Annotated in this window: 20 protein-coding genes and 3 pseudogenes; 8 read left to right on the plus strand and 15 right to left on the minus strand. The window is 67.6% G+C overall.

Annotated features, from left to right (window positions below):
- Positions 1-39: 39 nt before the first annotated feature.
- Positions 40-2,055 carry a ligand-gated channel protein gene (locus C1I89_RS06935; RefSeq protein ID WP_102772063.1) on the minus strand — a complete coding sequence of 672 codons (2,016 nt, stop codon included), beginning with the start codon at positions 2,053-2,055 and terminating at the stop codon, positions 40-42.
- 161 nt (positions 2,056-2,216) lie between these two features.
- Between C1I89_RS06935 and C1I89_RS06940 the strand changes: the two genes are divergently transcribed.
- Together C1I89_RS06940 and C1I89_RS06945 are read left to right on the plus strand one after the other, a co-directional pair.
- Positions 2,217-2,930 carry a response regulator transcription factor gene (locus C1I89_RS06940; RefSeq protein WP_102772064.1) on the plus strand — a complete coding sequence of 238 codons (714 nt, stop codon included), beginning with the start codon at positions 2,217-2,219 and terminating at the stop codon, positions 2,928-2,930.
- Positions 2,930-4,318, plus strand: coding sequence for a HAMP domain-containing sensor histidine kinase (locus C1I89_RS06945; RefSeq protein WP_102772065.1), 1,389 nt, complete (start codon positions 2,930-2,932; stop codon positions 4,316-4,318). The genes C1I89_RS06940 and C1I89_RS06945 overlap by 1 nt, the downstream gene beginning before the upstream one ends.
- A gap of 9 nt (positions 4,319-4,327) precedes the next feature.
- Here the strand turns inward: C1I89_RS06945 and C1I89_RS06950 are convergent, their stop codons facing one another.
- The 3 genes from C1I89_RS06950 to C1I89_RS06960 are packed head-to-tail and all read right to left on the minus strand — an operon-like array spanning position 4,328 to position 7,112.
- Positions 4,328-5,146: a TatD family hydrolase gene (locus C1I89_RS06950; protein ID WP_102772066.1), complete on the minus strand. Its 819-nt coding sequence runs from the start codon at positions 5,144-5,146 to the stop codon at positions 4,328-4,330.
- A gap of 39 nt (positions 5,147-5,185) precedes the next feature.
- Positions 5,186-5,887, minus strand: a complete 702-nt coding sequence (locus tag C1I89_RS06955) for an ABC transporter ATP-binding protein (protein ID WP_102772067.1) — start codon at positions 5,885-5,887, stop codon at positions 5,186-5,188.
- Positions 5,880-7,112, minus strand: coding sequence for a lipoprotein-releasing ABC transporter permease subunit (locus C1I89_RS06960; protein WP_246842419.1), 1,233 nt, complete (start codon positions 7,110-7,112; stop codon positions 5,880-5,882). Before C1I89_RS06960 ends, C1I89_RS06955 begins: the two co-directional genes overlap by 8 nt.
- A 142-nt stretch (positions 7,113-7,254) precedes the next feature.
- Between C1I89_RS06960 and C1I89_RS06965 the strand changes: the two genes are divergently transcribed.
- Positions 7,255-8,199, plus strand: a complete 945-nt coding sequence (locus tag C1I89_RS06965) for a hypothetical protein (protein ID WP_102772069.1) — start codon at positions 7,255-7,257, stop codon at positions 8,197-8,199.
- Positions 8,181-9,881, plus strand: a complete 1,701-nt coding sequence (gene recJ, locus C1I89_RS06970) for a single-stranded-DNA-specific exonuclease RecJ (protein WP_102772070.1) — start codon at positions 8,181-8,183, stop codon at positions 9,879-9,881. Before C1I89_RS06965 ends, recJ begins: the two co-directional genes overlap by 19 nt.
- 112 nt (positions 9,882-9,993) lie before the next feature.
- Here recJ and C1I89_RS06975 read toward each other — a convergent pair.
- The 3 genes and pseudogenes from C1I89_RS06975 to C1I89_RS06985 all read right to left on the minus strand — a co-directional run.
- Positions 9,994-10,545 (minus strand): annotated as a pseudogene (locus C1I89_RS06975) (MFS transporter); the annotation flags it as partial.
- A gap of 59 nt (positions 10,546-10,604) precedes the next feature.
- The gene (ltrA, locus tag C1I89_RS06980; protein ID WP_058174471.1) at positions 10,605-12,308 is read right to left on the minus strand and encodes a group II intron reverse transcriptase/maturase; all 1,704 of its coding nucleotides are present in this window, start codon (positions 12,306-12,308) and stop codon (positions 10,605-10,607) included.
- Positions 12,309-12,906: 598 nt separating this feature from the next.
- Positions 12,907-13,707: pseudogene (locus C1I89_RS06985) on the minus strand (MFS transporter); the annotation flags it as partial.
- A gap of 217 nt (positions 13,708-13,924) precedes the next feature.
- Here C1I89_RS06985 and prfB point away from each other — a divergent pair.
- From prfB to C1I89_RS07005, 4 genes are all read left to right on the plus strand, one after another.
- Positions 13,925-15,029, plus strand: a protein-coding gene (gene prfB / locus C1I89_RS06990; RefSeq protein ID WP_102772071.1) for a peptide chain release factor 2 whose coding sequence is annotated in 2 segments (ribosomal slippage) — positions 13,925-14,005 and positions 14,007-15,029 — 1,104 coding nt in all. Because the reading frame shifts where the segments join, the coding sequence is not laid out codon by codon here.
- A gap of 41 nt (positions 15,030-15,070) precedes the next feature.
- Positions 15,071-15,826 carry an SDR family oxidoreductase gene (locus C1I89_RS06995; RefSeq protein ID WP_102772072.1) on the plus strand — a complete coding sequence of 252 codons (756 nt, stop codon included), beginning with the start codon at positions 15,071-15,073 and terminating at the stop codon, positions 15,824-15,826.
- A 10-nt stretch (positions 15,827-15,836) separates the two neighbouring features.
- Entirely contained in the window at positions 15,837-17,360 is a 1,524-nt protein-coding gene (gene lysS / locus C1I89_RS07000) for a lysine--tRNA ligase (RefSeq protein WP_102772073.1), read from the plus strand.
- 15 nt (positions 17,361-17,375) lie between these two features.
- Complete coding sequence (locus tag C1I89_RS07005) at positions 17,376-17,693, plus strand: preprotein translocase subunit TatB (RefSeq protein WP_102772074.1); 318 nt, start codon at positions 17,376-17,378, stop codon at positions 17,691-17,693.
- A 9-nt stretch (positions 17,694-17,702) separates the two neighbouring features.
- Here C1I89_RS07005 and C1I89_RS07010 read toward each other — a convergent pair whose 3' ends face one another.
- The 8 genes and pseudogenes from C1I89_RS07010 to C1I89_RS07040 form a co-directional block, all read right to left on the minus strand.
- A complete protein-coding gene (locus C1I89_RS07010; RefSeq protein WP_102772075.1) occupies positions 17,703-18,335 on the minus strand; it encodes a TetR/AcrR family transcriptional regulator in 633 nt (210 codons plus the stop codon).
- Between the two features lie 20 nt (positions 18,336-18,355).
- On the minus strand, positions 18,356-20,209 hold the full coding sequence (locus tag C1I89_RS07015; protein WP_102772076.1) for an AMP-dependent synthetase/ligase: 1,854 nt from the start codon (positions 20,207-20,209) through the stop codon (positions 18,356-18,358).
- Positions 20,206-21,000, minus strand: a complete 795-nt coding sequence (locus C1I89_RS07020; RefSeq protein ID WP_168202147.1) for an ABC transporter ATP-binding protein — start codon at positions 20,998-21,000, stop codon at positions 20,206-20,208. The genes C1I89_RS07015 and C1I89_RS07020 overlap by 4 nt, the downstream gene beginning before the upstream one ends.
- Before the next feature lie 17 nt (positions 21,001-21,017).
- Positions 21,018-22,199, minus strand: a complete 1,182-nt coding sequence (locus C1I89_RS07025) for an ABC transporter substrate-binding protein (protein WP_102772078.1) — start codon at positions 22,197-22,199, stop codon at positions 21,018-21,020.
- Positions 22,200-22,231: 32 nt separating this feature from the next.
- Positions 22,232-23,269: a branched-chain amino acid ABC transporter permease gene (locus tag C1I89_RS07030; protein WP_102772079.1), complete on the minus strand. Its 1,038-nt coding sequence runs from the start codon at positions 23,267-23,269 to the stop codon at positions 22,232-22,234.
- Positions 23,270-23,272: 3 nt separating this feature from the next.
- Complete coding sequence (locus tag C1I89_RS35835; RefSeq protein WP_440130629.1) at positions 23,273-23,605, minus strand: ABC transporter permease subunit; 333 nt, start codon at positions 23,603-23,605, stop codon at positions 23,273-23,275.
- Positions 23,600-24,331 (minus strand): annotated as a pseudogene (locus tag C1I89_RS07035) (branched-chain amino acid ABC transporter permease); the annotation flags it as partial. The pseudogene C1I89_RS07035 and the gene C1I89_RS35835, both read right to left, overlap by 6 nt.
- A complete protein-coding gene (locus tag C1I89_RS07040; protein ID WP_168202104.1) occupies positions 24,331-25,155 on the minus strand; it encodes an ABC transporter ATP-binding protein in 825 nt (274 codons plus the stop codon). The gene C1I89_RS07040 and the pseudogene C1I89_RS07035, both read right to left, overlap by 1 nt.
- Positions 25,156-25,258 lie beyond the last annotated feature (103 nt).

Below are 25,258 nucleotides of genomic sequence, written 5' to 3' on the forward strand. Positions count from 1 at the left end.
GTACCTCTTCATGTGGCGGGCGCCACGCGCCCTGCTGTCTCAGAACTTCACGCCCATGCCCAGCCAGTAGCGGCGGCCGTCCTCGACATAGCCGTAGTCGTCGTAGGCGACCTGCTTGTCGAACAGGTTGTAGATGCCGGCGTACACCGACACGGTCTTGTTGAGCTGGTAGGAACCGCCCAGGTCCACGAAGGTGTAGGACGGCGCCACCAGCGACGACGAGGACGGGCCGGTGATGGGCTGGCTTTCCTTGCCGCGGTAGTTCAGCCGCGCCCAGGCCTGCAGCGCGTCCGACGGCTGCCAGTTCACCGTGGTGGTGAACAGGTGCTTGGGCAGCTGGTTCAGCGGCTGGCCCTGGTACTGGCCCGACTTCTGCTCCGACTTGGTGTAGGTGTAGCTGCTGGTCATCGACCAGGCCTGCGACAGCGCGAACTGCATGCTGGCTTCCACGCCGCGCGAGTTGGCCTTGTCCACGTTCATGTAGGTGGTGGGGTCCGAGCCGAACTGGTTGGGACCGTCGGTGCACTGGGTGGCCGGGCACGCGACGCGGGTGATCTTGTCCTTGAAGTCGTTGTTGAACAGCGTCAGGCCGGCGTTGAAGCCTTCGCCGTCGTCATACAGGATGCCGATTTCCTCGGTCACCGACTTCTCCGGCGTCAGGTCCGGATTGCCGTACATATTGCCGCCGCGGCTGACCTGGCCCCAGCCGGCCACCGTCTGGCGCAGGTCGGGCGCGCGGAAACCCGTGGACACGCCGCCCTTGAGGGTCCAGCGCTCGGCCATGTGCCAGACGCCGTACAGGCGCGGGCTGAAGTGCGTGCCGAAGTTCTCGTCCTCGTCCATGCGCAGGCCGGTGGTGAGGGCGAAGCGCTCGGTCAGGCGCCATTCGTCCTCGGCGAACAGGGCCCACTGGTAGCGCTCGACCTTGTTCGGACCGCCGGCCAGCTGGTTGCCGGTCTGGTCGTTCAGGCGCTGATTCAGGTAGCTGCCGCCCAGGGTCAGCATGTGCGAGCCCAGCGGCAGCGTCCAGCTGGTCTGCAGGTCCAGGTTCTTGATCTTCATCTGGCGCGAGCGGTTGTCGAACTCTTCCTGCTGCACATAGCTGTCGGACACGCCCCAGCCCCAGCGCCCGGTGTGCGACAGCGCCCACTTGTTGCTGCGGTAATCGGTCTCGGACGACGCCGGGCAGCCATTGCGCGAGCACGCCTCGCCCGGCGCCAGCGGCGCGACGGTCTTGCCCAGCGTTTCCTGCAGCTTCTGCCGCATGGTGGTCGCTTCCAGCACGATGTCGTGGTCGCGGTTGGGCGTGAGCGCCAGCTTGGCGGTCACGCTCTCGGCGTTGCGCTTGCGAAAGCCGTCGACGATGTCGTCCTCGTCGCGCTGCGTGGCCTGGCCGTAGATCTGCAGGCCCAGCAGGTCGGTCTTGATCGGGCCGGCCAGGTAGAAGTTGCCCTGGTAGATGTCGCCCGACTTGCTGCTTTCCTGGATCGTGGTGTCCAGGCGGATCTCGCCGCCCCAGGCTTCGGGCACTTTGCGGGTGATGATGTTGATCACCCCGCCCATGGCGTCCGAGCCGTACAGCGAGGACATGGGGCCGCGCACGACCTCGATGCGCTCGATGGCCGACAGCGGTGGCGTCCAGCCGCCCTCCACGCCCGTCGAATCCGAGTTGGTGCGGGTCTCGCGGGAGTTCTGGCGCTTGCCGTCGATCAGGATCAGCGTGTACTTCGGGCCCATGCCGCGCAGGCTGATGTCCTGGCGGTCGCCGCCGCCGGTGACGATGACGCCGGGCACTTCGACCAGCGCGTCGTTCAGGTCGCGGTAGAACTTCTTGTCCAGGTCCTCGCGGGTGATGACGCTGATCGAAGCCGGCGCGTCCTGGATCTGCTGCTCGTAGCCCGAGGCGGTGACCACCACCGTGTCCAGCGTCTTGGCGGTTTCATCGCTCTGCGCCCATGCCGGCGCCGCCCCGAAACCCGCGGCGCACAGGGCCGCCGCCAGCCGTGTGCGCGAGCCCGTTGCGCGCCTGGCGCCGGCCAGTTCTTTGCTGCTCATGATCTTCGATTTCTCCCGTCCCGGGCGCCGCGCCACCCCGCGTGCCGCGTCCCGCCCACTTCCAATTTATGAATGAAAACTATTCTCATATTAGAATTGGAGCTGGCGGACAGCGGCAACACGCTTTCCGCAACTTTTATCTTCTTTGCACTTCTTGACGCATGCCTTTTTTCCATACCCCGGCGCCGCGCCGCATCCTGCTGATCGACGACGACGTCGAACTGGCGCAGATGCTGCGCGAATACCTGGAATCCGCTCATTGCCGGCTCACGCTCGCGCACACGGGCGCGCACGGGCTGGACCTGCTGGCGCAGGACGATTTCGACCTGGTGCTGCTGGACCTGATGCTGCCCGACGGCAACGGCCTGGACCTGCTCAAGCAATACCGGCAGCGCTCGCGCCGCCCGGTCATCATGTTCACCGCCCACGGCGGCGAAACCGATCGCGTGCTGGGCCTGGAGTTCGGCGCCGACGACTACCTGGCCAAACCCTTCAGCCCGCGCGAGCTCAAGGCCCGCATCACGGCGGTGCAGCGGCGCTTCGACGAGCTGCCGCAGGCCCCGTCCGCCCCCCTGGCGCTGGGCGACCTGTCGCTGGACCCGGCCAGCGGGCTCGCGCGGCTGGGCGACGAAGCAATCGCGCTGACCGGCGCCGAGCAGCGCATCCTGGAGATCCTGATGCGCACGCCCGGGCAGGTGGTCGCGCGCGAGCAGATCGGCCAGTACGCGCTGGGCCGCAAGCCCGACCGCTACGACCGCAGCATCGACACCCACATCAGCGCGCTGCGCAGGAAGCTGAGCCTGGACAACGGCGCGGCCGCGCTCTCCATCCGCAATCTGCGCGGCCTGGGCTACGTGCTCACCGGCGGCGCCTGATGGCCTGGCTGCCCGCCCGCTCGCTGTTCTGGCGCGCCTTCCTGACCTTCTGGAGCGCCATGGCCATCATCATGGTCTGCGCCATGATGCTCACGGCCGCGGTGGCCTGGTACCGCTTCAACTCGCTGGACGGCCTGAATCCCGCCAGCCTCACGCACGACGCCGAGCAGATCGCGCGCCTTCAGGGCAAGCAAGGCCTCAAGCGCTGGGTGCAGGCCATGGACCAGCGCTACACCGCCCTCAAGATCTACATCGTGGACGCGCGCGACGCCGACATCCTGGGCCGCCGCCTGCCCGCCCGCGTGCACGACTGGCTGGGCGCGTACCGCGCGGCGCCCGAGCGTGCGCAGGTGGACTACCCGCCGCCCGATCCGGCCAGCGAGCGGGTGTCCTGGTGGGACCCGCAGCTGCTGACGCTGCCGGACGGCTCGCGGCTGCTGATGCGCTTCCTGCCCTTCGATTCCTCGCGCTGGGAAGTGCTGGCGCTGTCGCCGGTGGCGCTGGCGCTGCTGTTGTTCGCGCTGGCCGTGACCGCGCCGTTGTGCTGGGCCCTGACCCGCCACGTCGCCGCGCCGCTGGCGCAGCTGCGCCAGGCCACGCAGTCGCTGTCGGCCGGCCGGCTCGACGCCCACACGCCCGCCAGGCTGGCGCGCCGCCGCGACGAACTGGGCCTGCTCGCGCGCGACTTCAACGCCATGGCGGACCGCCTGAAGGCGCTGGTCGATACCCGCGAACAACTGCTGCACAACATCGCCCACGAACTGCGCTCGCCGCTGGCGCGGCTGCGGCTGGCGGCCGAGCTGGCTCGCCGCAAGGACGAACGCCAGGACCTGCAGCTCGACCGCATCGAACACGAGTGCGAGCGGCTGGACGCGCTGATCGGCAACACGCTGCGGCTGGCGCAGCTGGGCGCCCTGCCCGCGCCGTCCGACACGGTGGATCTGGCCGAGATCGTGTCCGGGGTGGTCGAGGACGCGCGCTACGAGGCCGGCGGCCGCCAGGTCGGCATCGTCTGGGACGGGCATCCGCCGGTCGCGCTCATCGGCGAGCGCTGCAGCCTGGCCAGCGCCATCGAGAACGTGCTGCGCAACGCCCTGCGCTTCGCCCCCGCGCACAGCGCCATACGCGTGCGGCTGCAGGCCGGCGCGCGCGAGGCCTGCCTGGAGATCGAGGACCGGGGGCCGGGCGTGGCGCCCGAGGAACTGGAGTCGCTGTTCGAGCCCTTCTATCGCACGCCTTCGGGCGCGCGCAAGCCGGGCAGCGGCGCCGGCCTGGGGCTGTCCATCGCGCAGGCCGCGATCGCCGCGCACCGGGGCCGCATATCGGCTCGCAATCTTTCGCCGCGGGGGTTGAGCGTGCGCATGGAACTGCCGCTGCCGCCAGCCTGAAGCCGCCGCTCAGTCGGCGTCGGCCAGGATGGCGGCGGGCAGCCGCGGCAGCACCCGCAAGGCGTTGGCGGTGGTGGCGTGCGCCACCTGGGCCGTGGTCAGCCCGCGCAGTTCCGCCAGGACCTGCGCGATGCGCGCCAGCTCCGCCGGCCGGTTGCGACGCTGGGGCGGATGCAGCCAGGCCGGCGGGATGTCCGGCGCGTCGGTTTCCAGCACCAGGTGCGCCAGATCGACCTCGACGGCGTGGCGGCGGATCTGCAGCGCGCGCTCATAGGTCATGGCCCCGCCCAGCCCCAGCGCGAATCCCTGGTCGATAAAAGCCTGCGCCTGCTGGGCGCTGCCGTTGAAAGCGTGGGCGATGCCGCCGATGCGCGGATGGCGGCGCAGGTACTTCAGCAGGATGTCCTGCGACTTGCGCACGTGCAGCAGCACCGGCAGGCCGAATTCGGCCGCCATCGCCAGCTGCGCCGCGTAAAAGCGCTCCTGGCGCGCGCGCGGTTCGCCGCTGGCGATCCCGGGCACGAAGAAATCCAGGCCGATCTCGCCGATGGCGACGAAGCGCGGGTCGCCCAGCGACTGCTTGACGGCCGCGCGCAGCGCGTCCAGGTCGGCGTCGTCGGCGCGCTGCACATAGAGGGGATGGATGCCCAGCGCGTAGGCGCCGCCCGCCGTCCGGCCGGCCAGTTCGCGCACCACCGGGAAATTGGCGCGTTCGATCGCCGGGATCACGATGGACTGAACCCCGGCTTCGCGGGCCTCGTCGGCGACCTGCTCGCGGTCGGCGTCGAACTCCGCGGCGTCCAGGTGGCAATGGGTGTCGATCAGCATGGGCGCGGCCTCCTTGCGCCGATTATCCGCCCGTCCCGCTCAACCCGAAACCAGGCGGCCGTTTTCCATGAGAAGCTGGCGGTCGGCGCGGGCGGCCAGTTCCGGATCGTGCGTGACGATGGCGAACGCCGTGCCCGATTCCCGGTTCACCCGGGTCAGCAGCTCGAACATATTGTGCGCGGTGTGGCGGTCCAGGTTGCCGGTGGGCTCGTCGGCCAGCACGCAGACCGGCCGGGTCACCAGCGCGCGCGCCAGCGCCACGCGCTGGCGTTCGCCGCCGGACAACTGCCCCGGGAAATGCCCTTCGCGCGCGGCCAGGCCCACCAGGCCCAGCACTTCGCGCGCCGCCTCGCGCGCCCGCTCGCGGTTTTCGCGGCGCACGATCAGCGGCATCGCCACGTTGTCCAGCGCCGAGAATTCCGGCAGCAGGTGGTGGAACTGGTAGACGAAGCCCAGGCTGCGGTTGCGCACCGCGCTCTTGCGGCTCTCGGACAGCCCGATGGCGAGCTGGCCGTCGACCGACACCGAGCCGCTGGTCGGCACGTCCAGCAGGCCCAGGATGTGCAGCAGCGTGCTCTTGCCCGAGCCCGAGGCGCCGACGATGGCGACCATCTCGCCGCGCGCCACCGACAGGCTGACGTTGCTCAGCACCTCGATGCGCGCCGGGCCTTCGTCGTAGATCTTGACGATGTTCTCGGCCTGCAGCGCCGGGGTCGTGTTCTCGGTCCGGATATCAGTCATGGCGCAGCACCTGGGCGGGTTGCAGGCGCGAGGCGCGCCAGCTGGGATACAGGGTCGCCAGCAGCGACAGCACCAGGGAGGTCACGCCTATGGTCACGATGTCGCCCACCTGCGGGTCCGAGGGCAAGGCGCTGATGAAATAAATTTCGCGCGGCAGGAAATGCACGCCCAGCAGGCGCTCGATGAAAGGCACGATCACGTCGACGTTATAGGCGATGACGATGCCGCCTGCCACGCCCAGCAGCGTGCCGATCACGCCGATCAGCGCCCCCTGCACCAGGAAGATGCGGGCGATCTCGCGCGGCCCGGCGCCCAGCGTGCGCAGGATGGCGATGTCGGACTGCTTGTCCTTCACGGCCATGACCAGCGAAGACAGCAGGTTGAACGCGGCCACCGCCACGATCAGCGCCAGGATCAGGAACATCATGCGCTTTTCGGTCTTGACGGCGGCGAACCAGGTGCGGTTGTTGCGCGACCAGTCGCTGGCCATCACGTAGGGCGGCAGCACCTTCTGCAGCTCGGCCGCCACTTCCGGCGCGCGCTGCATGTCGGCCACGCGCAGGCGCACGCCGGCCGTGCCGCTTTCGCGGAACACGCGGGCGGCGTCCTCGTCGTCGACGAAGGCCAGCGAGGAATCGTATTCGTAATGGCCCGAAGAGAACACGCCGACCACGGTGAACTGCCGCATGCGCGGCGTGAAGCCCGCCGGGCTGATCGACCCCTGCGGCGCCATCATCAGCAGCGTGTCGCCCAGCTTCACGCCCATGCCGTCGGCCAGTTCATTGCCGAGCACCACGCCGAAGCTGCCCGGCTTCAAGTCGGTAAGCCTGCCCGACACCATCTGCCTGGGCAGGTCCGAGACCTTGCCCTCGGCCTGCGGATCGATGCCGCGCACCTGCACGCCGCGCAAGGCCTGCCCGCGCACCAGCATGCCCTGCGCCGCGACGAACGGCGCGCCGGCCTTGACCTCGCTGTTCTTCTCGGCCGCCGAGGCGAACTGCTGCCATTGCTCCAGCACCCGCTCCGGCACCGCGCCGGGTATATAGAGTTCGATGTGCGGCAGCACCGACAGCATGCGGTCGCGCACTTCCTTCTGGAAACCGTTCATGACCGAAAGCACCACGATCAGGGCGGCGACGCCCAGCGCGATGCCGGCCATGGAACTGGCGGCGATGAATGAAATGAAGCGATCGCGGCGGCCGCGTCGCTGGCGGATTCGGGCCAGCCCGGCGTAGCGGGCGCCTATCCAGAGTTCGTAAGGTATTTTCAGCACGTGCGCATTATGGCATTAACGGGGCGAGGCGCCGTCGCGCGAAACGGGTTGTATCCGATCCGGTCCCGGGCATGGCCTTACAATCCCCCACACCATGCTGATTGTTCTACCGGGCGCCCTGCCCGCCTTATCCGTGGCCGGCGAGCTGGCCAAGCTGTTGCCCGAACGCGCGCCCACCCTGCACGCCTGGCTGCAGGCCGGCAGCGCCCGGCCCCAGGCCTACGACGTGCGCGCCCACGGCTGCACCGCGTTCGAGTCCTGGCGGCTGGCCCGCGCCGGCTACACGCCCGAGGCCGGCCTGCTGCAAAGCGCCGGCCTGGGCCCGCTGCTGGCCGGCGGCCAGGCGCAAGGCGGCGAACCCGTCTGGCTGGCCGAGCTGGTCCATCTGGCCCTGGGCACCGACCAGGCCACCCTGCTGGACCCCGGCCTGATGGACCTGCGCGCCGAGGAAACCGCCGCCCTGCTGGAGACGGCCCGCCCGCTCTTCCAGGACACGGGCTTCACGGTCGAAGCGCTTGCGCCCGAGCGCTGGCGCCTGCGCCTGCCCGGCGATCTGCGTCCCCAGACCGCCAGCCCGCTGGCGGTGGCCGGGCAGCGCCTGAACGACTGGTGGCGCCAGGACGCGCAGACCCGTCCCTGGCGCCGGCTGCTCAATGAAATACAGATGGCCTGGCACGACCACCCGGTCAACGATGCGCGCGCGGCCCGCGGCCTGCCGCCGGTCAACGGGCTCTGGCTGTACGGCGGCGGATCGCCCTGGACGGCCGCGGCGCCCGGCGCCGAACGCGTATACACCGGGCTGGACGCCGCGCAGCGCGGCGGCGACTGGGCCGCCTGGCTCGACGCCCTGGCGGCGCTGGACGCGCAGCATCTGCGTCCGCTGGCCGGCAAGCACGGCCTGCCCGACCAGCCCGCCGAACTGCTGCTGCTGGGCGATGACCGCCAGGTCACCCTTACCCTGAAACCGCGCGGGGGCCTGCTCGGCTTGCTGCCCGCGCCCAAGAAAAACTGGAGCGCCTGGTGGTCACACCCCGCCTGACTGTCCGCCCGTCCGACCTGGACGCCTGCCGCGTCCTCGAAGCCTCGGGCATCCATCCGCTGCTGGCCCGCCTGTGGGCCGCGCGCGGCGTCACCCATCCCGACCAGACCCGGCTGGCCTGGCCTTCGCTGCTGCCGCCGGCCGGCCTGACCCATTCGGCCCACGCGGCTGGCGTGCTGGCCGACGCGATCCAGGCCGGCAAGAAGCTGCTGATCGTGGCCGACTACGACTGCGACGGCGCCACCGCCTGCGCGGTCGGCCTGCGCGCCCTGTCGGCCATGGGCGCCGACGTGGACTTCCTGGTTCCGAACCGCTTCGAGACCGGCTACGGCCTGTCGCCGGCCGTGGTGGAACTGGCCTGCCGCCACCGCGCCGGCAAGCCCGACATCATCATCACCGTGGACAACGGCATCGCCAGCGTGGACGGCGTGGCCGCGGCCAACGCCGCCGGCATCGGCGTGGTCATCACCGACCACCACCTGCCCGGCGACACCCTGCCGCAGGCCCTGGCCATCGTGAACCCCAACCAGCCCGGCTGCGGCTTTCCGTCCAAGAACCTGGCCGGCGTGGGCGTGATCTTCTACATGATGCTGGCGCTGCGCGCCGAGCTGCGCCGCCGCGGCGTGTACGCGCCCGACGGCGGCCCACGCCTGGACGCGCTGTCCGATCTGGTGGCGCTGGGCACGGTGGCCGACGTGGTCAAGCTCGACGCCAACAACCGCCTGCTGGTCACCCAGGGCCTGCAACGCATGCGCGCCGGACGCCTGCAACCCGGGCTGCGCGCGCTGTTCGCCGTGGCCGGGCGCGAGCCGCGCAGCGCCAACGGCTTCGACCTGGGCTTCGCGCTCGGGCCGCGCATCAACGCCGCCGGCCGGCTGGCCGACATGAGCCTGGGCATCGCCTGCCTGACCACCGACGACGAGGCCCAGGCGCTGGAGATGGCGCGCGAGCTGGACAACATCAACCGCGAACGCCGCACGATCGAGGCCGAGATGCGCGAACAGGCGCTTGCCGCCATGGAAGCGCCCGAGGCGGCCGCCGGCGCCACCGTCTGCGTGTTCGACCCGGGCTGGCACCAGGGCGTCGTGGGCCTGGTGGCCTCGCGCCTGAAGGAAAAATTCTGGCGCCCCACCCTGGCCTTCGCGCCGGCCGGCGACGACGAGATCCGCGGCTCCGGCCGCTCGATCCCGGACGTGCACCTGCGCGACGCGCTCGACCTGGTGTCCAAGCGCCACCCCGACCTGATCCGCAAATTCGGCGGCCACGCCATGGCGGCCGGCCTGACCCTGGCCAAATCCGACTTCGCCGCCTTCGCCCCGGCCTTCGACGCCGCGGTGCGCGAACTCACCGGCCGCGACACGTTCGAACCCGTGATCGAAACCGACGGCTCCCTGGAATCGGGCTACGCCAACGCCGACGTGGCCGGCATGCTGCAGCAGCAGGTCTGGGGCGCGGGCTTCGCCGCCCCCCTGTTCCTGGATGAGTTCGTGGTGCGCAACCAGCGCCTGGTCGGCGAGAAACACCTCAAGCTGTCGCTGGAACGCGGCCACCAGCGCTTCGACGCCATCTGGTTCGGCCACGACCAGTCCCTGCCCGAACGCATCCAGGCCGCCTACCGCCTGGAACAGAATGTCTGGAATGGGATGGTGTCGGTGCAGCTGGTCATCGAACACGCTGGGTAGAGGCCCACCCCCGAAGCGCCTGCGGCGCTTCCCCCTCAAGGGGGCGCCACTGCGGACCGGCGAAGCCGGCTCCGCGTGGCCCGGCTCTGCGGGACCGGCATCCACACTCACCCTACCTGTTCACCAGCCTCGCCGGCTGCGCCAGGGCTACCAACGCCCCCACCACCAGGCAGCCCGACAGCATATAAAGCCCGGTGTTGGTGGTCCCGGTCAGGTCCTTCAGCCACCCCACCAGATAAGGGCTGACGAAGCCGGCCAGATTGCCCACCGAGTTGATCAGCGCAATCCCGGCCGCCGCCGCGGTGCCGCCCAGCAAGGCGGTGGGCAGGCTCCAGAACAGCGGCAGCACGGTGCAGATGCCGATGTTCGCCACGGTCAGGGCCACGATGGCCAGGGCCGTGTTGCCGCTCCACAGCGCCGACAGCAGCAGGCCGACCGCGCCGAACAGCGCCGGCAGCGCGACGTGCCAGCGGCGTTCGCGGTGGCGGTCGGAGTTGCGCGAGATCAGGATCATGCCGATCACGGCGAACAGGTTGGGCACCGCCGTCAGCAGGCCGATCGCCAGCGGGCTCTGCACGCCGCTGCCCTTGATCAGCGTGGGCATCCAGAAGCCGACGCCGTACAGCCCCATGACGAAGGAAGTCGGGTAGGGACAGGCCATTGCTGGCCCATCCCCCCCTAAGAACCGTACGTGAGAGTTTCCCCTCATACGGCTCAAGCCTTTCAAAGCCCGCTTTCGCGAACCGGCTTCACCACCTTGAGACCATTGACGTGAATCTGGTTATGACAGTTCGGATGCACCATGACCAGGTTGGAGTTGATGTCCGGTCCGCCGTCTACCCGCCTGACCAGATGATGGACATGCCACCCGCTGATTTCGGTGATGGGTTGACTACAAACCGGGCACCTACCGCCCTGTTCCATCCAAAGCCGAATGAGCTTCTTCCGCCCTTGCAGCGAGTCCTTTAACTTGAAGCCGAACCTCTGCTCAAAGTAGGTTTCCCACTGCGGGTCGAACGGATTGGCATCAGCCTTGATCTTGCGGTGCCGACGAATCTTCGTATCGCAAATGTCCCGAAGTGCGGTCAGCTTTGGTTTCCCATTGCTGAGCCGTTCCCCGGTGTCCATCGCGAACACCCATCCGCGGAAGCCGTCGGTCTGGAAATACTTCTTCCGTACCCACTGCGCTCCCTTGTTCGGGTGGCGTCGTCTTGCCCACTGCCACAAACATTGCCAAATCTCCATCCTGACGCGCTCGAAAGTGCGGCGTGCCACGACGTGCCGATGGTAATTCGCCCACCCCTGAATCATCGGGTTGAGCGCCTTCACCAGTTTGTCTTGGCGGAGTGCCTTATTGCCCTTTACGAACTCCCGGACTTTGCCAAGGAACGCCGAGACGTTCTTCTTGGATGGCTTGATGAGAAGCTTGCCGTCGTACTTGCGTACGTTAAATCCGAGGAAATCAAACCCATCGTCGATGTGCGTGATCTTGGTCTTCTCTGGCGAGAGCGTGAGCCCCCGTGCAGCCAGGAATTCCTCGACCATTGGACGGACCTCGTTCTCCAGCACTTCTTTCGTTGCGCCGGTGATGATGAAGTCGTCTGCGTACCGGACGATGTTGACCTTCTGCTTGTTCCAATTCTTCTTCAAGTACCGCCGAAGAAGCATCGGTTCAAGCCCATCGAGGGCCAGGTTTGCCAGCGTTGGCGAGATGATGCCACCTTGCGGTGTTCCCGCTTCCGTTCGATAAAGAGCGTTGCTTTCGAGATATCCCGCTTTCAGCCACTTCCGTAACACTGCCGAGTCCATCGAGACGTTCTCGGACAGCCAGTCGTGACTGATGTTGTCGAAGCAGCCTTTGATGTCTGCCTCAAAGACCCACTGAGCACGATCTTTCTTTGCCAGCAAAGCGAAGCATTGCTCGATCGCATCCGCCGTGGAACGAGCGGGACGGAACCCATAGGAGTTCAGGTCGCCCGTCGTTTCCGAGACCGGTTCGAGCGCAAGCAAGTGCAGCGCCTGCATTGCCCGATCCTTCATCGTCGGAATCCCGAGTGGCCGCAATTTGCCATTCGACTTTGGGATGTAGATTCGCTTCAACGGCATTGGCTTGTAACCGTGCCGCCGCAGCGATTGGACCGCTTGAGACTTGGCCTCCGGTGTGGACCACGTGATGCCATCCACGCCCGGAGTTCTTTTGCCTTGGTTCTCGGTGACTCGTCTGACGGCCAAAGCTTTGCCGCTGAACGAGTGGGTCAGAATCCACTGCAAGGCTTTCACCCTGCCGTGTTTCCCTTCCCGCGTTGCCTTTACGATACGCGCTTGGAGCCTTCGCACTTCACGGTGACACTTGGCCCAGTCGATGCTGTGCCATGTGACCGATTCGCGTGAGGGCGCACCCGCGCAAGCAATTTCTTGCGTAGTCATCTGCAATTCCCTCTTGAAGAAGGTTGGACAAGTTTTCTCGTAGAGAAAGACCAAGTGGAAGTCTGCTCGCTTTCGCGCGGGATGATGTCGCCTTGCGGCTCAATCCCTATCCGCCCCATTACAGAGCGGCATTCGCTTTCTCCACATTCCTCTACCCGCACCTCCAACAGCATTCCTTGCGGTCTGCCTGCCCCGAGGGGCAGAGATACGGGCTTACCGTGTTTCACTTGATTCACAAGGTCGGATTAGGTTGTGCCTTTTCGCCGGTAGCTATGAATGTCCGTGCATCCCCACTATTCAAAGGGATGTCCAGCTACAGCCCCATTTTGGGAAAGAGCCTGTCAGCATCTTTGGCTCTATCAGACGTGACGACGTTTATCAGCACTTCACTTGCGTTAACCATACCAACCAGCCTAGCGACCCAACCGCATTGATGCTCGCAGATGCAGTGTCAGCCTCACGGCCTCCACTTGGCTTGCGCCGGTCTACATTGTCTCGGTGGCTTCACACGCAGTCGTTACCAACCACGCATGCACCGATAGGCTACTGATGACGGAACATCAGGCTTCCTGCCGCCGAAGCGGTGAAACAATGAATCAAGCGACTTCACGTCGCACAAATAGATCAGCGCCATGGCCCAGACGCGCGGCCGGGTGAGCGCGGCGCGGATCGGCGGGTCCTCTTTCTGCTGTTCCTCGGCGGCGATGTTGCGGATCAGCACGGCCTTTTCGCTGGCGGTCAGCCACTTGGCGCGGTTGATGCGGTCGTCCAGGTAGATCAGCACCAGCACGCCGATCACGACCGAGGGTATGCCTTCCAGCAGGAACAGCCATTGCCAGCCCGACAGGCCGTGGTCGCCGTGGAAGGTGCTCATGATCCAGCCCGAGATCGGGCCGCCGATCAGCCCGGACATGGGCACCGCGGTCATGAAGAAGGTGGTGATGCGTCCGCGGCGCGCCGCCGGATACCAGTAGGTCAGGTACAGGATGATGCCGGGAAAGAAGCCGGCCTCGGCCGCGCCCAGCAGGAAGCGCAGCGCGTAGAACATGTGCACGCTGGTCACGAACATCATGCAGGCCGAGATGATGCCCCAGGTGATCATGATCCGCGCGATCCAGACGCGCGCGCCCACCTTGTGCAGGATGATGTTGCTGGGAATCTCGAACAGGAAGTAGCCGATGAAGAAAATGCCCGCGCCCAGCCCGTACACCGTCTCGCTGAATTGCAGCTCCTGCAGCATCTGCAGCTTGGCGAATCCCACGTTGACCCGGTCCAGGTAGGCCACCACATAGCAGACCACCAGCAGCGGCACCAGCCGCCAGCCGACCTTGCGGTAAATCCTGTCCTCCTCCGTCGCCGGGATCGCCGGCGAGACCCCGGGGGCCATCGCATTTTCCATCTTTGTCTCCATTCCTCTGACGGGATGGGCCGACTTCCGGCCGGCCGCTACCCGCAGCCTAGAGCCGCAGAGTTGACAAAAAACTGAACAACTTTGGACGGCCGGAAATCGCCGGCCACAGATCCGTCCCCCACCCCGCCGAGATCGCCCCACGCGGCGCTGCCAAGCGCGCTAAAATGCCAGGTTTCGCACAAAAGTCATCAAGACAGGATCAATCATGGAAGCCGAACGTCAGAACCAGCTCGCAGCCCGCCTCGCCGACTACGCGGAGCGCGAACAGGCTCTACGGAGGTATCTTTGACTACGATGCCAAATCCGAACGCCTGCAAGTCGTAAACGCCGAGCTCGAAGACCCGGCGGTCTGGAATGACCCCAAGCACGCCCAGGACCTGGGCCGCGAGAAGAAATCCCTCGAAGACGTGGTCGAGACGCTGACGGCGCTGGGCTCCGGCCTGGCGGACTCGAACGAGCTGTTCGAGCTGGCCGCCGCCGATGACGACGACGCCACGCTGGAATCCATCGAGCAGGACGCCGACGCCTTCCAGGAAAAGCTGGAAGCGCTGGAATTCCGCCGCATGTTCTCCAACCCTGCCGACCCGCTGAACTGCTTCCTGGACATCCAGGCCGGCGCCGGCGGCACGGAAGCGCAGGACTGGGCCTCCATGCTGCTGCGCCAGTACCTCAAATACGCCGAACGCAAGGGCTTCAAGGCCGAGGTGCTGGAAGAATCCGAAGGCGAAGTCGCCGGCATCAAGTCCGCCACCATCAAGCTCGAAGGCGAGTACGCCTTCGGCTACCTGCGCACCGAAACCGGCGTGCACCGCCTGGTGCGCAAGAGCCCGTTCGACTCCTCGGGCGGACGCCACACCTCGTTCGCCAGCGTGTTCGTCTATCCCGAGGTCGACGATTCCTTCGAAGTCGAAGTGAACCCCGCCGACCTGCGCGTGGACACCTACCGCGCCAGCGGCGCGGGCGGCCAGCACATCAACAAGACCGACTCGGCGGTGCGCCTGACCCACATGCCCACCGGCATCGTGGTGCAGTGCCAGAACGACCGTTCCCAGCACCGCAACCGCGCCGAAGCCATGCAGATGCTGAAGTCCAAGCTCTACGAGCTGGAAATGCGCAACCGCATGGCCGAACAGCAGAAGCTGGAAGACTCCAAGACCGACGTGGGCTGGGGCCACCAGATCCGCTCGTACGTGCTGGACCAGAGCCGCATCAAGGACCTGCGCACCAACGTCGAAATCTCCAACACCCAGAAGGTGCTGGACGGCGACCTGGACCCGTTCATCCAGGCCAGCCTGAAGCAAGGCATCTGAGTTTCGCGACACTCCCTTCCACCGCTTCCCGAGGTTCACGAATGTCCGACACCATCGCAATCCTGACCGGCGCTTCGCGCGGCATCGGCGCCGCCATGGCGCGCGGCCTGGCCCGCCCGGGCACGCGCCTGATCACGCTGGCGCGCCGCGAAGATCCCGAACTGGCCGAGTACGCGCGCGCCCAGGGCGCGCAGCTCGAACAGCTCTCCGTGGACCTCTCCGACCTGGCCGCGGCGGGCGCGGCGGCCGAGCGCATCTGCGCCTCGCTGCCGCGCGACGCCAGGCGCTACCTGCTGATCAATAACGCGGGCACGGTGCACCCCATCGCCGCCACCGGCACGCTGACCGACGGCGCGGCCATCGCGGCCGCCTTCAACCTGAACGTCTCGGCCGTGATGCTGCTGACGGCGCGCTTCCTGGCCGCCGTCGAGGGCCTCGACGCCGACCGCCGGGTGCTCAACATCTCCTCCGGCGCGGGCCGCAACCCCAACGCCGGCTGGGGCGTGTACTGCGCCACCAAGGCCGCGCTCGACATGTACACGCGCGTGGTCAAGGCCGAGCAGGGCGAAGGCGGCGCGCGCATCGTGGCGCTGGCCCCCGGCATCGTCGACACCGACATGCAGGTCGCCATCCGCTCCAGCGATCCGGAAGACTTCCCCGCCCTGGCCAAGTTCCAGGACTTCCACGCCAGCGGCAAGCTGTCCTCGCCCGCCAACGTGGCCACCCGCATCCTCGCCTACCTGGATCGCTCGGATTTCGGCACGACCGAGATCGACGACATCCGCAATTACGACTGATTTCCCTACCATGACCGACCAATCGACCGCCGCGGCGCCCGCCCAGGATGAAAACCGCTTGATCGCCGAACGGCGCGCCAAGCTGTCCAAACTGCGCGAAGCCGGGGTCGCGTATCCCAACGACTTCGTTCCCGACGCCCGCGCCGCCGCGCTGCACGACAAATACGACGGCCAGGAGCAGGAAGCCCTGGCCGCCAACCCCGTGGCCGTCAAGGTCGCCGGCCGCATGATGCTCAAGCGCGTCATGGGCAAGGCCAGCTTCGCCACGCTGCAGGACAGCACCGGCCGCATCCAGATCTACCTGGACCGCGGCACGCTGGGCGAAGACAGCTACGCCGCGTTCAAGCAATGGGACATCGGCGACATCATCGCGGTCGAAGGGTCGGTCTTCAAGACCAACAAGGGCGAACTGTCGGTGCACGCCGCCAGTGCGCGCCTGCTGTCGAAGTCGCTGCGCCCGCTGCCCGACAAGTTCCACGGCGTGGCCGACCAGGAGCTGCGCTACCGCCAGCGCTACGTCGACCTCATCATGACCGACGCCACGCGCCGCACGTTCGAGGCGCGCAGCAAGGCCATCGGCAGCATCCGCCAGTTCATGCTGAACGCGGGCTTTCTCGAAGTGGAAACCCCGATGCTGCACCCGATCCCGGGCGGCGCGGCGGCCAAGCCCTTCGTCACGCACCACAATGCGCTGGACATGGAAATGTTCCTGCGCATCGCGCCCGAGCTCTACCTCAAGCGCCTGATCGTGGGCGGCTTCGAGCGCGTGTTCGAAGTCAACCGCAACTTCCGCAACGAGGGCGTGAGCCCGCGCCACAACCCCGAATTCACGATGATGGAGTTCTACGCGGCCTTTGCGGACTACCGCTGGCTGATGGACTTCACCGAGGAACTGATCCGCCAGGCCGCCATCTCGGCCACCGGCAGCGCGGTGCTCACCTACCAGGAGCGCGAGCTGGACCTGGGCAAGCCGTTCGATCGCCTGACCATCTGCGAAGCCATCCTCAAGTACGCCCCGGGCTACACCCAGGCGCAGCTGGACGACGCGGCCTTCGTGCGCGCCGAGCTCAAGAAGCTGGGCGCCGACGCCGACGGCCCGGTGCTGGCGCGCGCCGGCCTGGGCGCGCTGCAGCTGGCGCTGTTCGAGGAAACCGCCGAAGCCAAGCTCTGGAATCCCACCTACATCATCGACTACCCGGTGGAAGTCTCGCCGCTGGCGCGCGCCTCCGATACCCGCGAAGGCATCACCGAGCGCTTCGAGCTCTTCATGACCGGCCGCGAAATCGCCAACGGCTTCTCCGAGCTGAACGACCCCGAGGACCAGGCCGAGCGCTTCCGCGCCCAGGTCGAGGCCAAGGACGCGGGCGACGAGGAAGCCATGTACTACGACGCCGACTACATCCGCGCGCTGGAATACGGCATGCCCCCCACGGGCGGCTGCGGCATCGGCATCGACCGCCTGGTGATGCTGCTGACCGACAGCCCCAGCATCCGCGACGTCATCCTCTTCCCGCACCTGCGCCGTGAAGACTGACGGGCGCACGGCGTCATGATCTTCAAGATCCTGATGCTGCTGCTGGTCGTGGCGGGGCTGATCTACTGGATCAAACAGCCCCGCGGCGTCCAGCCGGTCGCCTACGCGCCGGCGCGCCCGCGCCGGCCGGCCTTCATCGCGCTGTGCATCGCCGCCGCCATCGCGGCGATCGCGGCGCTGCTGACCGCGGTGCTGTGGATGGGCAGCGTGGCCGGCGGCGTCACCGGCGGCGGCTACCGCGGCGAGGCGGATTTCCTGCTGCCGGTCTCCGGCGTGCTGCTGGCCCTGTCCGTGGCCTGCGCGGTCGGCGCCTTCTTCAAGCGGCGCGGCTGATTTCCCTGTTCATAACGGCCATCTGCCGGCGCCCGCCGGCAGCGCCGGCAGCGAAGCCTGCAGCATGGCGTCGATGAATTCCGCCGGCTGCAAGCGCCCGCCCGGCTTGTACCACTGCACCGTCAGGTTCATGGCGCCCAGCACGCAACGCTTGATGATGCGCGCATCGCCCTGCAGCAGGCCCGCGTCCACCGCCCCGGCCACCACGTCCTGCCACATCTGCTCGTAGCGGTCGCTCAGCGACTTGACCGCGTCGCGGCTGGGCGGCGACAGGCTGCGCCACTCGTAGACCAGCGCGTTCATGGCGTCGCCGCCGGCGCCGTGCAGCATGCTCCACATATGCACCCGGAACAGCGCGGCCAGCCGGTCGGCGGGCTCGTCGTAGCGCGCCAGCGCCTGCCCGCCGCCGTCTATCACTTCCTGGATGCCGTTGTTCATCACCGCCACCAGGATTTCCTCCTTGCTGCGGAAATGATGGAACAGGCTGCCCGACTGCAGGCCCACCGCGCGCGCCAGTTCGCGCACCGTGGTGCGCTCGTAGCCGTGGCGGCAGAACAGCTGCCCCGCCGTCAGGATCACCTCGCGCCGGCGCTCGGACTCCGAACGGTCGTCCCGCGCTGCGCCGCTAGCCGTCTTTTGCATCGCCGCTCACCGCCGCTGCTTCATGCCGCCGTCTCCTCGGCGTAGAGCGCCTCGATCTCGCCCGCATAGCTGCGGTAGATGCTGGCGCGCCTGACCTTCATGGTCGCGGTCACTTCGCCGTCGTCATGGTCCAGCTCCTTGGTCAGCAGATGGAAGCGCTTGATCTGCGCCACCGGCGCAAGCCCGGCGTTGGCCCGCGCCACTTCCTGCTGGATCAGTTCGCGCACCGGCGCGGACTCGGCCAGCGAACGGAAATGCGTGAACGCGATGCGGCGCGACTCGGCCCATTTGCCGACCGTGTCGAATTCCAGCTGGATCAGCGCCGACACGTACTTGCGGCCGTCGGCGATGACGATGCATTCCTTCACGTACGGGCTGCCCTTGACCGCGTTTTCGATCTCGGAGGGCGTCAGGTTCTTGCCGCCGGCGGTGATCATGATGTCCTTCAGGCGGTCCACGATGCGCACGCGCCCGTCGTCCTCGGCCACCACGTCGCCGGTATGCAGCCAGCCCTCGCGCACGGTGTCGGCGGTCGCGTCCGGATTCTTGTAATAGCCCTGGAATACCATCTCGCCGCGCACCTGCAGTTCGCCGGCCTCGCCCATGCGCCACTCGACGCCCAGTATCGGCTCGCCCCCCGTGCCGACCTTGACCCGGTCGGGATGCTGGCCGAAGATCATGCCGGCCGATTCGGTCAGGCCGTAGACCTCCACCAGCGGCACGCCCAGCTTGCGGAAATAGCGCACCACGTCCGGCGGAATCGGCGCGGCGCCCGTCATGGCCACCCGCACCCGGCGCAGCCCGATGAAATTCTGCAAGGCGCGCAGCACCAGCCAGTACCACAGCCAGCGCGTCAGCCGCTCGCCGGCCGTGTACTGCGCCGGCGACTTCTCCAGGAAGGGCTCGCACGCCGCCAGCGCGCGCCGGTACAGCCAGCGCTGCAGCCGCCCGGCTTCCTGCATCTTGATGGAGATGGCGGCGTGCAGCTTTTCCCAGATCCGCGGCACGCCCAGGAAGATGGTCGGCGCGACTTCACGCAGGTCTTCCTGCACGGTGCGGATCGATTCGCCGAAATTGACCTGCGTGCCCAGGTAGATGGGCACGAAGGTCGACAGCATCTGCTCGGCCACGTGGCACAGCGGCAGGTAGGACAGGTGCACGCTGGCCCGGTCCATCGCCAGCCGGTCCGCGATGCCCGGCGCCACCGCGCGCATGTTGCGGTAGCTCAGCATCGCGCCCTTGGGCTTGCCGGTGGAGCCCGAGGTATAGATCATGAGCCCGGTGTCGTCCAGCCGCTGGCCGTCCAGCGCCGAGTCCAGCGCGGCCAGTTCGGCGGCCTCGCGCCGCTGGCCGTCGGCCTCGACCTCGGCGAAGGTCACGATGCGCGCGCGCTCGGCCGGCGCGTAGGAGCGCAGGCCCTTGCTCTCGATCACCACGATGCGGCGCAACAGCGGCAGCCTGTCGGCCACCTGCAGCACCTTGTCGGTCTGCTCCTGGTCCTCGCACACCACCAGTTCCACGTCGGCGTGCTCGAGCACATAGCCCATTTCTTCGGCCGGGCTGGTGGCGTACACCCCCACCGCCACGCCGCCGACCGCGCCGGCGCCCATCTGCGCCAGCAGCCACTCGACACGGTTCTCGGACACGATGGCGACCCGCCCGCCCGGCCCGAGGCCCAGCGCGCGCAGGCCCATCCCGACCCGGCAGGCCCGCTGCCAGTATTGCGACCACGATATCGGCTGCCAGATGCCGAAATCCTTCTGCCGGATGGCGATGGCGCCCGGCTGGCGGCGCGCCTGCTCGCGCAGCATCTGCGGCAGCGTCAGCGCCGGCCATGCCCCGGCCGCGGGAAGATTGCGTTCCTTTTCCGTCATGAGAGCCAGCGCTTGCGGCGCTTGTAGTGCTTGATGTCGCGAAAGCCGCGGGCTTCGCCCCCGCCGCCCACGCCCAGATAGAACTCGCGCACGTCGGGGTCGGCCGCCAGCTTGTCGGCGCTGCCGTCTATCACCACCTTGCCGGTCTCCATGATGTAGCCGTAGTTCGCCACCGCCAGCGCCACCGAGGCGTTCTGCTCCACCAGCAGCATCGACACGCCCTGCTCGCGGTTGATGCGCGCGATGATGGAGAAGATGTTCTCCACCAGCATCGGCGACAGGCCCAGCGATGGTTCGTCCAGCAGCATCAGCCTGGGCTGCGCGATCAGCGCGCGCCCGATGGCGAGCATCTGCTGCTCGCCGCCCGACAGGTAGCCGGCCAGGCCGCGCCGGCGCTCGAACAGGCGCGGGAAATAGGTGTAGACCAGGTCGAAGTCCGCGCGCGCCCCGGCCCTGCCGGTCAGGGCGTAGGTCGCGGCCACCAGGTTCTCCTCCACCGTCAGGTCCTCGAACACGCGGCGCCCTTCCATCACGTGCGCCAGGCCGGCACGCACCAGGTTCTGGGGCCGCGCGCCGGCCGTGTCGCCGCCGTCGAAGACGATGCGCCCGCGCACCAGCGCGCCGTCCTCCAGGTCCAGCAGGCCGGACACGGCCTTCAGCGTGGTGGACTTGCCGGCGCCGTTGCTGCCCAGCAGCGCCACGATGCTGCCCGCCGGCACCGACAGCGACAGGCCGCGCAGCACCTGCACCGCCTTGTTGTAGACGACCTCGATGTTGTTGATATCGAGCACCGCCGCGTGCGCCGCCCTCACTTCAGCACGATCCAGTCGGAAGCCGGCACCATCTGCTTCTGCTTGACGTCGGCGCGGTAGATGCGGCCCACCGGAATCGAATTGCCCTTGATGGTGATGGGCACGCCGATCAGCCCGCCGGTATCGAAGTCCTTGATGCCGTCGAGCGCCGCCTTCATGTTGGCCCCGGTCAGCTCCTTGCCGGCGTCCAGCGTGCGCTTGGCCACTTCGGTGAACAGCATGGCGGCCAGAAAGCCCTGCATGTAGCCGGTGCTCTGGTACTGCGGACGCATTTCGCGGATCTTCTTCAGCATGGGCGCGTCGCCCTCGGTGTCGTAGTAATAGCGGTACGGCATCACGCCCATGAAGCCCTCGGCGTCCTCGCCCATCTGCATCACGGTGGAGTTGTCCATGGTCCAGAAGGTGCCCATGTAGCGGGTCTTCAGGCCCATGCGCTTGCCCTGCCCCACGAACTCCGGAATCGGCGCCAGCACGTAGCCGTGGAAGATCGTGTAGTCCGGATCGGCGCGGCGCAGCTTGATGACTTCGGTGGACACGTCCACGCTGCCCGGCGGGGTCATGATCTCGGTGGCGACCTTCAGCCCCAGCTTCTCGGCGACCGCGCGCGAGCTGGCTATCGGGTCGCGCCCGAACTCGGTGTCCGAGTACACGAACGCGACCTTCGCGCCCGGCTGTTCCTTGGCGATGTAGCGCAGCAGGATGCCGAACATTTCGGTGTAGTCCGGTCCCAGCATGAATTGCGCCGGATACTTGGCCGGGTCGTTCAGTTCGGTGGCGAAGGAAGCGCCGGTCATCAGGATGTCGCCGCTGCGGTTCAATTCGGCGTTGATGGTCTTGGAGAACCCGGTGGAATCGCCGTAGTAGAAATTCACCTTGTTCTGGCTGGTGATCTTCTTGAAGGCCGCCACCGAGGCGTCGACCTTGTACGCCGTGTCCTCGGGCACGTAGCGCAGCTTGCGTCCGTTCACCCCGCCCTGGTCGTTGACGATCTTCACGTAGTCGGTGATGCCGGCGTGGATGCCCTGCCCGGCGAAGGCGAAGACCCCGCTCAGCGGGATCGAGCCGCCCAGCACCAGGTCCTCGGCCGCCTGGGCGGCGGGCGCCGCCGCCAGTGCCGCCGCCAGGCCCAGCGGGGCCAGCAACCTGGATAAACCGCTACCGATCCGGATGCGCTTCATGGTGAGTCTCCTGTGGGTCTTGTGGCTGGCCTTCAGGTGCGAAACGGCCAGAGGTGGAAGAAACGGCGCACTCGCCGCCAGATTTCCGCGAGCCCGTGCGGCTCGAAGATCAGAAAGCCCACGATCAGCAGGCCGAAAACAATGGTGCGCACCGGCGAGATCAGCCGCAGCGCGTCGCCGCCCACCGGCAGCCAGCCGACGACCAGCTTGAGCAGCTCCGGCACCATGGTCATGAAGATCGCGCCCAGGATGGAGCCCAGGATCGAACCCATTCCGCCCACGATGATGGCCGCCAGGAAGAAGATGGACATGATGAGCGGAAAGCTCTCCGGCGTGACCACGCGGAAGAAATACGCCCACAGCCCGCCCGCCACGCCCGCGTAGAACGAGGACAGGCCGAAGGACAGCAGCTTGTAGCGCAGCAGCCGGATGCCCAGCACCTCGGCCGAGATGTCGCGGTCGCGGATGGCGATGAAGGCCCGCCCGATGCGGGTGCGGAACAGATTGGCCGCCCCCAGCACCATCAGCGCCGTCACCGGCACGATCAGCCAATAGATCTTGAACGAGGTGTCCAGGTCCACGCCCAGCAGCCGCGCCGGCGGCACCTGCAGCCCGGTGGTGCCCCCGGTGAACTCCCAGTTGGCGAAAATGAAATGCGCGATGAACGAGGCCGCGATGGTCGAGATCGCCAGGTACAGGCCCTTGACCCGCAGCGACGGGATGCCGACGAACAGGCCGCCCAGCATCGCCACTACGCCGCCGCCCAACAGGTTCACCAGCACCGGCGTGCCCAGGCGCAGCTCCATCACGGCCACCGTATATGCGCCCAGGCCCATGAACGCGGCCTGCCCCAGGCTGACCAGGCCGGTATAGCCGGTCAGGATGTTCAGGCCCGTGGCGCTGGCGATGTTGATCGCCACCAGGCAGGCCAGGTACAGCCAATAGGCGTCGGCCATGAACGGAAACAGCACCAGCGCGGCGGCCAGCAGCGCCAGCCAGGTCCGCTGCGTGGCGGTATCGAACAGCGCTTCGTCGGCAAGATAGGTCCCTTTGGCAGTCGCGATGCGCATCGGTCACAGCCTCTCGATTTCACGGGTGCCGAACAGGCCGTAGGGCCTGGCCATCAGCACCACCACCAGCACGATGAAAGTGGCCAGCAGCTTGTACTCGCCGCCCAGGTAGGCGCCGGCCCAGGCCTCCAGCAGCCCGATGAACACGCCGCCCACCAGGGCGCCGGCCACGCTGTCCAGCCCGCCCACGATCACCACCACCAGCACCGACAGGCCGAACACGCCCATCGACGACGAGATCCCGCCGATCGCGCCCACGATCACGCCGGACACCGCGGCGATGGCGCCGGCGGCCACCCAGGCCAGCGAAAACACGCGCGGCACGTTGATGCCCATCGCATACGCCGCGCCCTGGTCCGANCCGCCCACGATCACCACCACCAGCACCGACAGGCCGAACACGCCCATCGACGACGAGATCCCGCCGATCGCGCCCACGATCACGCCGGACACCGCGGCGATGGCGCCGGCGGCCACCCAGGCCAGCGAAAACACGCGCGGCACGTTGATGCCCATCGCATACGCCGCGCCCTGGTCCGACGCCGTGGCGCGCAGCGCCACCCCGCCGCGCCAGTAGCGGAACACGACCAGCACCAGCAGCGCCAGCGCCACGGCCACCCAGAACCCGTAGAACACCTTGGGCGCCACGAAGGCCTCGCCCACCATCACGGGCGCGCGCGGCATGAATTCCGGCAGGCGCCGCTGGTCGGCCGTCCAGATCAGCTCCACCACGCCCACCAGGATGGACGCCAGTCCCACCGTGATCATGAACACCGAGATCGGCGATTCGCCCAGCATGGGCCTGATGGTCAGCCGCTCGACCAGCGCGCCGAACACGCCCGAGGCCAGCACCGCGCCGGCGATGGCCAGCCATATCGGCCAGTCCATGCCCGCGGCGAACGCATAGAACAGATAGGCGCCCAGCATCAGGAATTCGCCGATGGCGATGTTGACCACCCGCGTGGCCTTGTAGACGATGACGAACGCCAGCGCCGCCAGCGCGTACAGCCCGCCGCTGCCCAGCCCGGCCAGCGAGACCTCCAGGAAGAACAGCATGTCCATCAGGCCGCCTCCCGCAGCCGGCGGCGCAGATCGCCCACGTCGCCCGCGCCCAGGTAGGCCTGGATGACCTGCGGATCGGCCTGCACCTGCGCCGGCGTGCCGTCGGCGATGACCTGGCCGAAGTTCAGCACCACCACGTGATCCGACAGGTCCATCACCATGCCCATGTCGTGCTCCACCATCAGCACCGTCACGCCCCACTCGGCGCGCGCGTCCAGGATGAAGCGCGCCATGTCGTCGGTCTCCTCGCGGTTCATGCCGGCCACCGGCTCGTCCAGCATCAGCACCTTGGGGTTCATGGCCAGCGCGCGCGCCAGCTCCACGCGCTTTTGCAGGCCGTACGACAGCGCCGCCACCGGCGCGTGGCGGATGTGGTCGATCTCCAGGAAATCGATGATGCGTTCTTCGATATCGGCGCGCAGCGCCATCTCTTCGCGACGCGCCCGGCCCAGGTAGAAAAGCGCGTCCAGCACGTTGCTGCGCAGGTGGGCATGGCGGCCCAGCTTGATGTTGTCCAGCACCGTCATGCCGCGAAACAGCGCGATGTTCTGGAAGCTGCGGGCCAGGCCCAGCCTGGCGCGCTCCGGCGCCGCCACGCGCGTGATGTCGCGCCCCAGGAAGCGGATCTGTCCCGCCGAGGGCTTGTAGAAACCGGAAATGGTGTTGAACAGCGAGGTCTTGCCGGCGCCGTTCGGGCCGATGACCGTGGTGATGGAGCCGGGCTCCACGCGGAACCCCACGTCCGTGAGCGCCTTGACCCCGCCAAACGACAGCGTGACGCCATCGACCTCCAGCAACGGAGGGCTGTCCGACCGATCCACCATTTGTCTCCCCGCTTTCGATGCGAAGTTTTTATCGGTTGTCGGCGTCAGTCTGGCGAACCCGCGAGGCAGGCGATGCAGCGAACCTGTCTTTACCCACGCCAGT

The organism is Achromobacter pulmonis, assembly GCF_002885955.2.
GTDB lineage: Bacteria > Pseudomonadota > Gammaproteobacteria > Burkholderiales > Burkholderiaceae_B > Achromobacter > Achromobacter pulmonis_A.